12 protein-coding genes, 1 pseudogene and 1 riboswitch are annotated in these 13,067 nt (G+C 34.6%); of the genes and pseudogenes, 6 read left to right on the top strand and 7 right to left on the bottom strand.

Annotation, left to right across the window (positions count from 1 at the left end; all coding sequences use genetic code 11):
• Positions 1-179 precede the first annotated feature (179 nt).
• Both GSM_RS00345 and GSM_RS00335 read left to right on the top strand, forming a co-directional pair.
• The gene (locus GSM_RS00345; protein ID WP_003688851.1) at positions 180-2,117 is read left to right on the top strand and encodes an ABC-F family ATP-binding cassette domain-containing protein; all 1,938 of its coding nucleotides are present in this window, start codon (positions 180-182) and stop codon (positions 2,115-2,117) included.
• A gap of 288 nt (positions 2,118-2,405) precedes the next feature.
• A complete protein-coding gene (locus GSM_RS00335) occupies positions 2,406-3,104 on the top strand; it encodes an NUDIX hydrolase (RefSeq protein WP_010077670.1) in 699 nt (232 codons plus the stop codon).
• Between the two features lie 209 nt (positions 3,105-3,313).
• Here the strand turns inward: GSM_RS00335 and tsaD are convergent, their stop codons facing one another.
• The 4 genes and pseudogenes from tsaD to GSM_RS00315 form a co-directional block, all read right to left on the bottom strand.
• The gene (gene tsaD / locus GSM_RS00330; protein WP_003688855.1) at positions 3,314-4,354 is read right to left on the bottom strand and encodes a tRNA (adenosine(37)-N6)-threonylcarbamoyltransferase complex transferase subunit TsaD; all 1,041 of its coding nucleotides are present in this window, start codon (positions 4,352-4,354) and stop codon (positions 3,314-3,316) included.
• Complete coding sequence (rimI, locus tag GSM_RS00325; protein WP_003688856.1) at positions 4,347-4,934, bottom strand: ribosomal protein S18-alanine N-acetyltransferase; 588 nt, start codon at positions 4,932-4,934, stop codon at positions 4,347-4,349. The genes tsaD and rimI overlap by 8 nt, the downstream gene beginning before the upstream one ends.
• Positions 4,909-5,633, bottom strand: a pseudogene (gene tsaB / locus GSM_RS13770) (tRNA (adenosine(37)-N6)-threonylcarbamoyltransferase complex dimerization subunit type 1 TsaB). Before tsaB ends, rimI begins: the two are co-directional and overlap by 26 nt.
• 215 nt (positions 5,634-5,848) lie before the next feature.
• A complete protein-coding gene (locus GSM_RS00315; RefSeq protein WP_003688860.1) occupies positions 5,849-6,379 on the bottom strand; it encodes a folate family ECF transporter S component in 531 nt (176 codons plus the stop codon).
• 37 nt (positions 6,380-6,416) lie between these two features.
• Positions 6,417-6,513, bottom strand: a riboswitch (THF riboswitch).
• Positions 6,514-7,181: 668 nt separating this feature from the next.
• Here GSM_RS00315 and GSM_RS00310 point away from each other — a divergent pair.
• The 4 genes from GSM_RS00310 (at position 7,182) to GSM_RS00295 (ending at position 10,934) form a co-directional block, all read left to right on the top strand.
• Positions 7,182-7,982 carry a hypothetical protein gene (locus GSM_RS00310; RefSeq protein WP_235720319.1) on the top strand — a complete coding sequence of 267 codons (801 nt, stop codon included), beginning with the start codon at positions 7,182-7,184 and terminating at the stop codon, positions 7,980-7,982.
• Positions 7,983-8,261: 279 nt separating this feature from the next.
• Positions 8,262-9,032 (top strand): phosphosulfolactate synthase, encoded by a 771-nt coding sequence (gene comA / locus GSM_RS00305; RefSeq protein ID WP_003688864.1) that lies wholly within the window; start codon positions 8,262-8,264, stop codon positions 9,030-9,032.
• Positions 9,032-9,688 carry a histidine phosphatase family protein gene (locus GSM_RS00300; RefSeq protein WP_003688866.1) on the top strand — a complete coding sequence of 219 codons (657 nt, stop codon included), beginning with the start codon at positions 9,032-9,034 and terminating at the stop codon, positions 9,686-9,688. The genes comA and GSM_RS00300 overlap by 1 nt, the downstream gene beginning before the upstream one ends.
• 271 nt (positions 9,689-9,959) lie before the next feature.
• Positions 9,960-10,934, top strand: a complete 975-nt coding sequence (locus GSM_RS00295; RefSeq protein ID WP_003688868.1) for an asparaginase — start codon at positions 9,960-9,962, stop codon at positions 10,932-10,934.
• A gap of 126 nt (positions 10,935-11,060) precedes the next feature.
• Here GSM_RS00295 and GSM_RS00290 read toward each other — a convergent pair whose 3' ends face one another.
• From GSM_RS00290 to GSM_RS00280, 3 genes are read right to left on the bottom strand one after another with little or no spacing between them, the layout of a single operon-like run.
• The gene (locus GSM_RS00290; RefSeq protein WP_010077667.1) at positions 11,061-11,804 is read right to left on the bottom strand and encodes an acyl-[acyl-carrier-protein] thioesterase; all 744 of its coding nucleotides are present in this window, start codon (positions 11,802-11,804) and stop codon (positions 11,061-11,063) included.
• 16 nt (positions 11,805-11,820) lie between these two features.
• On the bottom strand, positions 11,821-12,714 hold the full coding sequence (rsmI, locus tag GSM_RS00285) for a 16S rRNA (cytidine(1402)-2'-O)-methyltransferase (RefSeq protein ID WP_010077666.1): 894 nt from the start codon (positions 12,712-12,714) through the stop codon (positions 11,821-11,823).
• Complete coding sequence (locus tag GSM_RS00280; RefSeq protein ID WP_010077665.1) at positions 12,711-13,055, bottom strand: DNA replication initiation control protein YabA; 345 nt, start codon at positions 13,053-13,055, stop codon at positions 12,711-12,713. Before GSM_RS00280 ends, rsmI begins: the two co-directional genes overlap by 4 nt.
• Positions 13,056-13,067 lie beyond the last annotated feature (12 nt).

The raw sequence follows: 13,067 nt of genomic DNA, 5'->3' as shown, positions 1-13,067 counted from the left end.
CCTTGTGAAGCTATGTGTTTAACTATCTTCACAATCATTAATGTTGTACACTATATTTTACCGTGTTTATGCTACACTAAATTACATTCACATGCAATAGAGCATACAATTACTTGCTAAATTTCACAAGGTTTGTAACTGCCTTAATTTTCATATTTTAATATTTAAGAGGTGTTTTTATGATTTTACTTCAAGCACAAAATGTCGAGCGTCTATTTGGAAGCGACGTTCTATTTGAAAAAGTTAACCTTGACGTTCAAGATAACTCTAGAATTGCCCTTGTTGGGCGAAACGGGGTTGGCAAATCAACCTTGATTAAAATGATTGTTGGTTTGCAATCTCCTGATAATGGTCAAATTACTAAAAATAAAAATATGACAATTGGCTACTTAGCACAAGACAACGGTCTAAATTCTACAAGAAGCATCTATGATGAAATGCTTACTGTCTTTGATGATTTGAAGAAGATGGAAGTAAAGATTCACAAACTAGAAAATGAGATTTCATCCTTTGATCACTCTATTCAACCACAGTCAAAGTATGAAGCTCTTCTTAGCAACTATGACCAATTATCACACAATTTCAAAGAAGCGAATGGTTATGGTTATGAGTCAGAAATTCGAGCTGTTTTGCATGGCTTTAAATTCTATGAGAAAGATTTCACTACCATTATCGGAACACTATCAGGTGGACAAAAAACTCGATTAGCCCTTGCAAAACTGTTATTAGAAAAAAATGACTTATTAATACTGGATGAACCTACAAATCATTTAGACATTCAGACTTTAAGCTGGCTAGAAGGTTACTTGCAATCATACTCAGGTGCCCTTCTAATTATTTCACATGACCGCTATTTTCTTGATAAAATTGCTAAGGAAGTTTATGAACTTACCTCAAGTGGAACAGAACATTATCAAGGAAATTATTCTTTCTATATTGAAGAAAAGGCTAAACGCTTTCAACAAAAAATGAAACAATATGAAAAACAGCAAGAAGAAATCGAAAAGCTTGAAGATTTCGTTGCGCGTAACATTGTGCGGGCATCAACAACAAAAAGGGCTCAAAGTCGGCGGAAGCAACTTGAAAAAATAGATCGGCTTGAACGACCAACTAATGGCCAACAGGGGCCACATTTTCAATTCATTTCAAACCGTCAGAGTGGAAATATTGTTTTAACTGTTAACAATGCTTTTATTGGATATGAAAGTGATCCAATATCAGGGCCAATTGATATTGATTTGCGAAAACATCAAAGGATGGCGATTGTTGGTAGCAATGGGGTTGGAAAGTCAACTTTATTGAAAAGTATCCTCAATAAAATTCCTCTGATCAGTGGTGAGTATTCATTTGGGGCAAATGTTGACACTGGGTACTACGATCAGGAGTTAAAAAACCTGCATGCTAATAAGAGTGTATTAAATGAATTATGGGATGAACATCCTACTACCCCTGAAAAAGATATCAGATCAATTTTAGGAAGTTTCCTTTTTTCTGGAGATGATGTAAAGAAAGTGGTTCACAATCTTTCGGGTGGTGAAAAAGCTCGCTTATTGCTGACAAAACTTGCATTCAACCACGATAACTTCCTAATTTTTGATGAGCCAACTAACCATTTGGATATTGATAGTAAAGAAGTACTTGAAAAGGCTCTTTTGGACTATGATGGAACCATACTCTTCATCTCACATGATCGTTATTTCATCAACAAGGTTGCGACCAATGTTCTAGAAATATCTGAGAATGGCAGTCAACTCTACTTAGGTGATTATGATTATTACGTCGATAAAAAAGAAGAACAGTTTTTGCTTGCGCAAGAAAAAGGGCAAAGTGAAGTTACAGTTGCTGAGAAACCTGAAAAAAACAACTATCAGCTTAATAAAGAACAGCAGCGCAAGGAACGAAAATTACGTCGTGAAATTGAAGAAATCGAAAATCAACTTGAGAAACTCAATACAGAAGAAGAAGAAATCCAAAAGCAGATGACTCTTCCAGAAGTCTATTCCGATCCTCAAAAAAGTACTGAATTACAAGAATTACTAAAGAAGACACAAGATAAAGTCACTAATCTGGAAGATTCCTGGGAAGAAAAAAGTATGAAACTTGAAAATCTCGATTAATATTATTTCCTATTGCTACTGTAAATTAACAAAAAATCAAAAGTAACTACTATATTTTCTAAGCACCTTTTCCACATGAAAAAATTGCATACAAGTCATATTTGTTTAAACTATTATTATGACTATTTTTAATCACAACCATAATAATTACGAAATCACAGATTATTATTAAATAACAAATTACACTGATACCTAAATTTTGAAATAGTAAAATATTAAAGAATTTAATTTCCAATAATTTATGCTTGTTCACAAATAATGGGTATCCTTCTATGCTTGGAGAAAAACATGAATAATTTAAGAATACAGAAGGTCAAGAAAAAAATTTCCGTTACCTACTCAGGTACTAGCACCGTTTTGTCCATCGAAAATCAAAGAAAAATTACCAGCAATTGGAATTTTATAAATAATAAAAAAAGATATTTTAATGGTGATATATACACTGTTAATCAGATTTGCAGTACCCAAAATGAAATTACTTTTTCGGTAAGCAGGACTGATTATGCCCACTATTTATATAGCAGTAATCATAATTTACAAGAAGAAGATTGCAAAATCATATTTACATCCGCGGTTTTGTTAACAAATGATAACAAGATCATCCTAGGTAAAATGGGAACGAACACCTCAAGTCCTAATCGAATTCAGTGCATAGGTGGTAATATTGATGCCAATGACTTAGAAGAAAATAAGTTCAACCTTCAAGATAGTATTTATAGAGAAATAAATGAAGAAATTGGAATAAGTGTGCCTAAAAATAAATTAACTCCAACATATTTAAAGACTGATTCGCATATGAAATATACGGCAATTATTTTTTGTGTTAATTTGGAGAAGAGTTGGCCTGATATTAAAAACTTATTCCAGAAACATACGAATGTTTTATCAAGTATGAATAGATCACCGGAACTGCAAAATCTGCTATCCGTTAATCTAAACAATGAAAGTATCACTGATTTTTGTAAAAAAATAAAAGTCATCTGGTAGACTATCTCCAGCCTTTACTCAACACATTAGTACTGGATAAAAAATACGAATAGTCTAATTTGAATCGTGCCTTTATAATTAAATTTATTTTAATTTTTTGCATAATAGTCTGTATTCAGATAAAACTAGGCAACCAGCTACCATCCAAATCAGGATGATAACTGATTGCCTATAAATTTAATTATTTAACTTCATTTTTTGCGCCACTGCTATTTTAGCTCTCCTTTAAGCCATTCAAATTCCAAACTTGGATCCGCGTTTAATGATAAGTCTGCAACCTCTCCATTTTTCCATGCAACATACCCAGCTGCACCAATCATTGCAGCATTATCACCACATAATTTCAATGGTGCCTTGAGTAATTCAACACCGGCATGTTTGCTTATTAGTTGGACTAATCCATCCCTTAGTCCTTGATTCGCTGCAACACCACCTGCTAAAATTAATTGCTTAATTTGGAATGTGTTAAGTGCATGTTCTGTTTTGTGCAATAACACATCAATCACACTCTGTTGAAAACTTGCAGCCAAATTATCGGAGCTTAGTTTTTCTCCAATTTGGTCTGCATGGTGGACAGTATTAATGAATGCACTCTTAAGACCACTGAAACTAAAATCAAAATTATCTTCTTTGAACATTGCCCTTGGAAATGAAAAGGTATCCTTACCCCTGTGGGCCATCTCATCAATCTGTTTCCCAGCAGGGTATGTTAATCCCAAAACACGTCCAACTTTGTCATAAGCCTCACCTGCTGCATCATCGCGTGTCTCACCAATAATCTGATACACATTTTCTTTAGGCAAATAAACCAATTCAGTATGCCCGCCTGATACTAGCAAAGCCATCGCTGGAAATTTAATCTCACTTGTAAATCTTGCGGCATAGATATGTCCTGCCATATGGTTCACTGGAATTAACGGCAAGTTATGTGAAAATGCAACTACCTTGGCGCATGCAACTCCAACAAGCAGCGCCCCCACTAATCCCGGTCCATATGTAACTGCAACTGCAGAAAGATCATCATACGTTACATTTGCTTCTATCATTGCGTCTTCCAAACACATTGTGACTTGTTCAATATGATGTCTGCTCGCAACTTCCGGTACAACTCCTCCGAATCTTTTATGACTTTTAATTTGAGTTGCGATAATGTTTGACAAAATTTTATTTCCATTTTCAATAACTGCGACACTTGTTTCATCACAACTCGACTCAAAAGCTAAGATCAATTCTCTTTTCTTATTACTCATTTACCGTTTCCTTCTTGCTTTTTATTGATAGGCGCATATCTACAGCATCTTCATGGTTAGACTGATAATAGGATTTTTTTAATCCCATATTTTTAAATCCAATTGTACTATAAAGTTTTTGAGCACGCACATTGCTCAGTCGTGTTTCAAGAGAAAGTGATAAATAGTCATTATATTTTGCACAATTAATCATCGTTCTAATCAGAAATTTACCCAACCCTCGATTTTGAAAATCTGGATGCACTGCAACATTTGAGATGTGTACATCCTTGTTTTTTTGTTTGAATGAAGCACCAATAAAAGCAATAAGACGATCATTTTGCCGCATTATTAAATACAACTTGCTTTTTTCATTACGTAACTCACTCTCAAAAACTGACTCATCCCATGAATTATCATCCGCATAGACTAACTTCTGCAGCTGAAGCATCTCAGCTATGTCAGGGACCACAGCCCTGCATAAAAGGTACTCGTTATCATGTATTACAACCCTTTTATTATCAAAAGTTAATGAGGTATCTTCAAAATAATTAAAGCAATAATCCAAAATTTTGTTAAATTTTCTCAACAAATGTTTCATCTACTCTCTCCTGATGATTTTCTAACCACTGACTTTCTGCTTGCGTTAATCTCAGATACTCTGGTACGAAACTATGAATCTCAACTGGTTTTTCTTCTATTCCCAACAAGCCCAGATGATACGCTTGTGGATAATCATCTTCATTACTCGAAAAAGCAACCTGCTGCTTTTTACCCATCTTCTCTAAGATCTGTTCTTCAAACTTATGACTGTCACTTCCAACAAAAAAATGTGCTTATAATTTTTAATTTTTTCAAGTAACTCATCCAAAGACACGTGCTGGTCTGGAATTACATTTGTGAGTCCAGTACCATCCTTGACATATCCCCCCGCAAAAACATTGCTTCGTCTCGCATCAAAAAGTGGAATTATTATTGTTTCTTCTTCATTAACCGCGTCCGCTAAAACTGCCAGACTTGAAACACCCACTAGTTCTTTCGAAAGCGTAAATGCAAATGTCTTAGCAGTTGTGACTCCTATTCGTAACCCGGTGTACGAACCTGGACCTTTTGCAACCACAAATCTATCAATATCTATTGGTTTCATCCCGACACTATTCAATAGATTAGCAATTTGTGGCATTAACGTCACACTATGATTTTTTGATTCATTTGTAGTTACTGTCGCTATTAGCTCTTTATCTTTCAATATTGCTATACTCAAAGGTTGATTTGAAGTATCAATCGCCAATACATTCATTTTTTTACCGCTCCAATTCATCTTTAAATTCCATGAATAATACTAACACAATTATAGTATAAACAAGCCCGTATGCTAATTTTTTAATCATTGTAATATTTTCTTAAGAACAATTCTAGAATATTTAGTATCCTTCTTATTTTACACTCAAAAAAATGATGGAAGTAATAGATTACCCCATCATTAATATTAATTTTTATATTTACTGTTACAAATCAATCAATTCGTTTGACTAACCCAGCCAGTGCTTTGTTCCTTCCAAGAGCATACAACAAAATAATTTGGACAGGAACCATTAACAACTCCTTAATAAATCTCGCTGGGAAAATCGCCTCAAAATCTGTATGATATAAAAGAGTTATCCAATAGGTATTCATCAATGCATCCACAAGAAAAATGTTAATCAATACCGCGATAATAACTCTCACGAGTGTAACATCCTTCTTATAGAACAAAATACCATAGACAAAGGCCCCTAAAAAGGCGGAAAGTGTAAAACCTGCAAAATATCCTCCAAGGCCTCCAAAAATCAAGGTCCCAACAACATCTGCACATGCTGCCCCAATTGCTCCTAATAACGGGCCAAACCAATATGCCATAAAAAACACAACGACGAAGGTAAAACTAATCCTCACAGACCAGATACCAAATGACAAAAACTTGGCTACAACAATATTTAGGGCAATCAATAAACCCATCAACACAATGTTGCGTACCGACAAACGTGAAACAAAACTACTATTCATATAAGACATCTCCCTTTTGGAGTTGCCACAAAAAAAATGCGGCGAATGCGAAAATAAAACCGCAGGTGTTAACCTTTCGTCTGGAAGACACATTCCGTCCTTCCAGCACTTGACGCTTTATTTCCTACCCCGAAATTTGTACTCTGCGTACTTAAAATAGTGTATCACAAATACTCAACTAGTTGTTATCATTTTCCTCAGAATAAAATAATATTTGTGTCACTAAAAAATAGGGGTTGAGCCAAAAGTGAAATTTTAACCTAGTCCCCCTACTTATTCCGGTTAAACGTGTTCCATAAATCAAAATTTTCCATCTAACCTCGAATAACTCATAGTAAATTACTCGCTATGTTCGTAATTTCTTGTTAGTACTCAAATTTTACCGACTTCTGTCACACTCCCTTTCCTGCATAAAATAAACTGACCATTTCACGTCTTAAATATTTTTACACTTCATAATGCCCTCATCCATATATTAAAATATCTGTTATTTACACTGAATCTGCTGGTTAATAAGATGTCAAATGCAATTCTTTTAGGCATTTGAAAAACGTTTTTTTTGTGAAATTCATGTAATATCTTTTTGAATATTTACTTTCTTTACGCATTTGATACTAAATTAGTGTTACCATCGACTTATGGAACAATAATAATTTATGAGATGAGGTTACATGTTGTGATAAAAAATTTTTCTAATTCATTAAAATCCTACTTTGGAGAGAATAAAACTATCTTCAAAAAAAACTGGCTTTTAGCTGGTATACTGTATGTTTTGCTTATTTTCGTAGCAGGTGTACTATTTTTGCTAGATTATGAACTTTTCGCAGTAGGTGTTTCATCAATTTCTACAAGTGTCACGCTTTTATTGTATGGACAAAGTTATCTGATTTTCATTAATCTTTTAGAAATAATTGGCAGTATTATCTTGTTCTTCATAATTGCGCTACTTTGCTTTTTTATTCGAGTCATTATTCAATATGCTATTCAAGATACTCTAAAAAATGAGCTCGCTAAAGTTTCTTTCTCCAGTGTTTTTAAAAAGTTTAAGCAATTAAACAAAAATCAAGTACTTCGTTTATTCTGCTACTTGGCATTGTTCATTTTCTTATGGCTACTACCTCTGCTTGTGATTCATATGTTCACTAGTAAGATTGAGATTGTAACATATATTTTACAATTCCTATTTTTTGTTGTAGTCCTTTGGAAGGGAATTGATTATTCACAGGCAATCTTCTTATATAGGGAAAATCAGCCACAGTTTCTTGGTCAATCCCAGCGTTACGCCTTAAAAGCAAGTAAAAGATTTATCAAAAATTTACGTTTCAAATACCTATTGTTATTAATTGGTCTGAGTATTCCAGTAGCCGTTTGGATTGCAATCTGGAGCGTAGTCACCTATTTTGGATTTTACATTTGGGAACCAATTATGATTTATGGTGGACCAATCGTTGGAATAATCGGTGGGTGCTTGTACCTACCCTTTGTTCAATTCACACTCGCATATTTCTACGAGAAAAATAACAGCAGCGATTTGCTTGAAAAATCTTTCCGTGATTGTTTCAAGCAAGTCGAGAAACTCACTGGAGAAGCTTACAAAAATTAATTATTTTATTGGATTATTGGGGACTAGGTCAAAAGTTAACATTTGATCTAGCCTCTTTATTATTCCGATTAAAGTGTGGCATAAGTTGAATTTCTAAAGCTAACCTCAAATCATTCTTAGTAAGGAAATGTGCTACTATATTAGTGATTTCGCGTTAGTTTCCATACTTTATTCACACTTTCTTTAGTTAAAGTTAATCTAGTATAAAAGTTCCTCTCTATTCAAGAATTTCTTAGAGCTGACTTTTGTAACTAATAAAATTAAAAAGGTGGTTTTTTCATGCATGCATATGAATTTTTAAATAAAGTTCCACATTCTAAGACAAGTTCAACTGGTTTAAGTATGATTCTAGATAAAGGATTAGGCTTAAATAATGCATCTGACTTAGTTCAAAGTGCTGGTGAATACATTGACTTCATTAAATTCGGTTGGGGAACTGCGGCTACAGTCGAATCTGATTTAGTAATCAAAAAAAACAAGATATATCATGACAATAAAATATTGACTTATCCTGGCGGAACCTTGCTAGAAATTGCAATCCAAGAAAAGAAACTGGATCTTTTTTTCAAAGAAACCTCTCGCCTAGGTTTTAATGCAATTGAGGTAAGTGATGGATCAACGTCACTATCTAAAAAAATTCGGGACAATGTCATTTTCTTAGCACGTGAGAAGGGATTTTTTGTTGTTTCCGAAGTTGGCAAGAAAAATCCATTGTTGGATCACAAAATCAGTATTGAAACCCGTGTCTCCCAAATCCATTCTGATATTGCCTCTGGGTCGAACTTTGTAATTATCGAAGCCCGCGAAGCAGGTAAAAATATTGGTATTTATGATGAAAGCGGCAATATCATTTCACAAGAACTTGATATTTTAGCAGAAATTGGGACTGATAAACTTATATTTGAAGCGCCCTTGAAAAAGCAACAAGTGGACTTAATTTTAAAGTTTGGACCTCAAGTCAATTTAGGTAATATTGCGTCTACCGATGCAATTTCCCTAGAAACTTTGCGCACAGGTCTTCGTGGAGATACGGTAGGTAAAGTCAAATAATGAATAAAAGAATTATTTTTGTCCGTCACGGCAAAACAGCATGGAATGTTGAGGGACGTCTACAAGGTGCGCATGGTGACAGTCCTCTTATATATACTGCAGAAATTCAATCTGATTTAAAGGCACTCGCTGCTTATTTGAAACTATTTAACATTTCGACTGTCTACTCCAGCCCGCTCAAACGAGCATATAAAACAGCATCATTACTTTCTTCACAAATTTCTGCAGATATTCAAGTGATTACTGATCCTGGTTTGGCAGAAATTTCTTTTGGTTCTTTTGAAGGACTTAAAAAAGAAAATTTACTAACAGACTATCCTGTCGAATTTGATTTATTGTCTTCCAGAACAGATGATATTCGTCTTCAGAAATTAGGAGTCGAATCCTTTTTAAGTGCTCAAAAAAGATTTTGTAAGTCAATTAAAGATATCACCGAAAAAATGGATGATAATCAGACTATTCTTATTGTCTCACATGGTGCAATCAGTCAGCTAGGTATTCAACGTTTGACTAATAATATCTATCTTGGTGGACTTTCAAATCTATCTTTATCACAAGTCGTTGAGCAAAATGGGCATTACATTATTGAAAAATATAATGAAACTGCTTTTTTAACTCATCCCATAACTCATCAAAAAAATACTTCAATTAAGTAGTAGCTTCACTAAGAAGAGATGACATAGGTCGATAAAATTTGAACCCTAACGCGAAACTACAGAACAGAGTCAATGCTCTGGGCTAAACAAAAATCATTACTCCAAGGAATAACGATATAATTTATCATGAATACAACTTTCTTTTTTCTAAATAATTAGGTTCTTACATCTATACGATTATAGCAACTATCTTAAATTATTTTTGCAGCTAGCATTTAATTCACTAAGTGTATATAATAGAAAAGTTAATTCTTATAGGAGGTCTCCGGTAATGAAAACAATACTCATATTACATACTGGTGGTACGATTGCAATGTCACAAAATGAAGATGGTGGTGTTGCTCCTAATAGTGCTAATCCACTAGATACATTTAAAAATCCCTTTATTGGTAAACTCAATCTGATTACAGAGGATGTGTTTAATCTACCCTCTCCTCATATTGGTCCTGCTGAAATGCTAATACTAGAAAAAAGAATACTGCAGGCTGCATCCGAAAACATTGATGGTGTTGTCGTTACACACGGAACAGATACACTTGAAGAAACCGCATATTTTCTTGATCTGACTGTTCCAAACGACTTTCCTGTAGTTGTGACAGGCGCAATGCGTTCTGCAAATGAAATTGGATCTGACGGACTTCATAATTTTCAAACTGCAATTCAAACTGCAGCAAGTGACGAAGCAAAAAATAAAGGTGTCTTGGTTGTAATGAATGACGAGATCCACACTGCCCGTTATGTTACAAAGACTCATACTACTAATGTCGCAACTTTCCGCACACCCACATTCGGTCCAATTGGACTAGTGACTAAAAATCGTGTTCTCTTCTATGAGCAGTTGTTGCTCAATGATTATCATCCAATTGAGCATGTTGTAAATCATGTCTATCTCATAAAGGCTTACGCTGGGATGGATCCAGAAATACTGGAGTTTATGGATAATGAAGAAACAAATGGAATTGTAATCGAGGCTTTGGGTGCCGGTAACCTGCCTCCACGCGTTCTTCCTGCAATCAAGAAATTACTTGCTCGTAAAATACCGATTGTGTTAGTATCACGCTGTTTCAACGGAATTGCTCAAGAAGTCTATTCATATAATGGCGGTGGAATCCAATTAAGCAACTTGGGAATCACATTCTGTCATGGTTTAAATGGACAAAAGGCTCGCATTAAATTATTAGTTGGTCTCAGCGCTAATCTATCAACTACTGAACTAACTGACTTTTTAAGTGATGCTGTTTCATAAATGCAAAACTTTTCTGCTAAAAATAAATTTATTACAAAAAAGTATTAGTATGCTAGGTAAAATGCTGATTTTGCCCTTCATACTAATACTTTTTATTTTTAAAGACAGAATTTCTCTATGTTGATATTATTTAGATCTCCACGTACAACAAGCATAACAGCTCTCTTCTTCACCAGCTTTAATTAAATGGTATGTTACCAACTGATTTTCTGCCATCCTTGTTTCACTGTTAACCATTTCACCATAATGCACTTCACGCTTATATTTAATATTCATTTCTGCAAGCGTATGTGTTAACAAGAACTCCTCAGTTAAACCATCTATCATCCAATCAAAATAATGGACATTATTAACATGCTGATTTGAATCGATATCCATAAAACGTACTCGGTAATTTTTTTCTGAAACCAATCGACTTTTAGGATCACCCTTAGGATCAGCCACACGTTCGATCTTATTGGTATATTCACTTTCATATGGCTCGATGAATTCTGGAAGCAACCGTGCAATCTTTCTTTTCTTGTGATCCATCAGTACAAATATACTATGCATTTTCACAATAATCTTGCCTTCTTCATCTTCGATCCAAAAATCACGATAACAAAAATATCGATTATATGAATCCGCCTTGGTACATATCTTAATATTTTCACCAAAAATGGGTAATCTTTCAACCTTCAAGACATGCTGTGTAATTACCCAGCCATATCCTCTTTCATTTAACTTTTCTTCAGTTAAACCTAATTGAATGCTTTGGTCTTGTGAAGCCAACATCAAGATATTAACCAGCATCCCTATCGTTGTCTTTTTAGTACGATCAGTCTCGTAAAACAAAATTTTGTGGGACTCGCTAAAAATATTTTCTTTCAAAAAACCGCCGTCTTTCCTACACATCAATATGATGAAAAATATTGTAAACTACTTGCTTTTTTAAATTGTTTTTCTTTGCAACTTCTTTAATTGCATCATTTGGTCGATAATTTTCCTTGTTAATCAAATTATCAACTTGTTCTTCTAATGGTAAGACATTCTCCGTCTCTGCATTATCTTCTTCTGAAGAACTATCTGGATTACCTTCCAGAATGATACAAAATTCACCACGTACCTGCTCTTCTTTGGCCCATTCAAGTGCTTCAGCAACTGTTCCTCTGATAAATTCTTCATATCTTTTGGTAAGTTCCCTACACAGAACAATTTTCCTTGTTCCACCAAAAAAAGCCTGAAAGGACTCCAATGTTTTTTTCAGGCGGTGTGGTGCTTCGTAAAAAATTAGTGTTTCTTGTTTCTTAGCAAGAAACTTCAGCTGTTCTTCTTTTTCTTTTTTTCGCCTTGAAATAAAACCAATGAATGTAAAAGGCTGAGGATTCAATCCTGAAGCTATCAATGCACTCAATCCGGCATTTGCCCCAGGTAATGGAATGACTGAAATACCTGCTTCAACACATGCCACAACCAATTCGTGCCCAGGATCACTAATTGAAGGCGTCCCTGCATCACTAACTTGCGCAATATTAATTCCTTCGGTTAATTTCTTTATTAGCTGTGGAATTCTTGCCTGTGTGTTGTGTTCATGAAAACTAATCTGAGGTGTCTTTATTTCAAAATGATTCAATAATTTTTGAGTATTGCGCGTATCTTCTGCTGCAATTAGGTCAACTTCTTTAAGCACACCGACTGCTCTATACGTCATATCTCCCAAATTGCCTATCGGTGTCGGCACCAAGTAAAGTACGCCCAATCGATCTTCTCGCCGATAACTGCTCATCTTCTTTAATGTCATTGTCGTCTCTCCCCATAAATTACATCCTGGCAGAAGACACAAGGTTCATCGTTAATTCGTCTTGTTCCATACATACTATCAACATTGCACACATGGAAACCTTCCTCGTACAACATCTCCAAATTTTTGCGTGATTTAGACAATCCGCCTTGTTCATCAGATTGTTTTTGTTCTTCTAATTCTTTAAGGTGAGCTCGCAAATGCTGATTCTCAATCTCTAATTCTGCATTTTTTTCAATAACTTTTGTCATCTCTGACTTTATGAGCTCGATTTTTTCAATCATCTTCTGAGCTTCTGCACCCAAATCGGAGAATCCATCGTATAATTCCCGCTTGTTCAAAAAATCACCTTC

It is taken from the genome of Liquorilactobacillus mali KCTC 3596 = DSM 20444, assembly GCF_000260415.1.
Lineage (GTDB): Bacteria > Bacillota > Bacilli > Lactobacillales > Lactobacillaceae > Liquorilactobacillus > Liquorilactobacillus mali.
Note: the sequence above shows the minus strand (reverse complement) of the source record. Positions and strands in the feature narration are given on the sequence as shown.

Bases quoted from the DNA above. Each gene is read 5' to 3' on its own strand.
- GSM_RS00345 (WP_003688851.1), top strand. From the start codon at position 180: ATGATTTTACTTCAAGCACAAAATGTCGAGCGTCTATTTGGAAGCGAC.
- GSM_RS00335 (WP_010077670.1), top strand. From the start codon at position 2,406: ATGAATAATTTAAGAATACAGAAGGTCAAGAAAAAAATTTCCGTTACC.
- tsaD (WP_003688855.1), bottom strand. From the start codon at position 4,354: ATGAGTAATAAGAAAAGAGAATTGATCTTAGCTTTTGAGTCGAGTTGT.
- rimI (WP_003688856.1), bottom strand. From the start codon at position 4,934: ATGAAACATTTGTTGAGAAAATTTAACAAAATTTTGGATTATTGCTTT.
- GSM_RS00315 (WP_003688860.1), bottom strand. From the start codon at position 6,379: ATGAATAGTAGTTTTGTTTCACGTTTGTCGGTACGCAACATTGTGTTG.
- comA (WP_003688864.1), top strand. From the start codon at position 8,262: ATGCATGCATATGAATTTTTAAATAAAGTTCCACATTCTAAGACAAGT.
- GSM_RS00300 (WP_003688866.1), top strand. From the start codon at position 9,032: ATGAATAAAAGAATTATTTTTGTCCGTCACGGCAAAACAGCATGGAAT.
- GSM_RS00295 (WP_003688868.1), top strand. From the start codon at position 9,960: ATGAAAACAATACTCATATTACATACTGGTGGTACGATTGCAATGTCA.
- rsmI (WP_010077666.1), bottom strand. From the start codon at position 12,714: ATGACATTAAAGAAGATGAGCAGTTATCGGCGAGAAGATCGATTGGGC.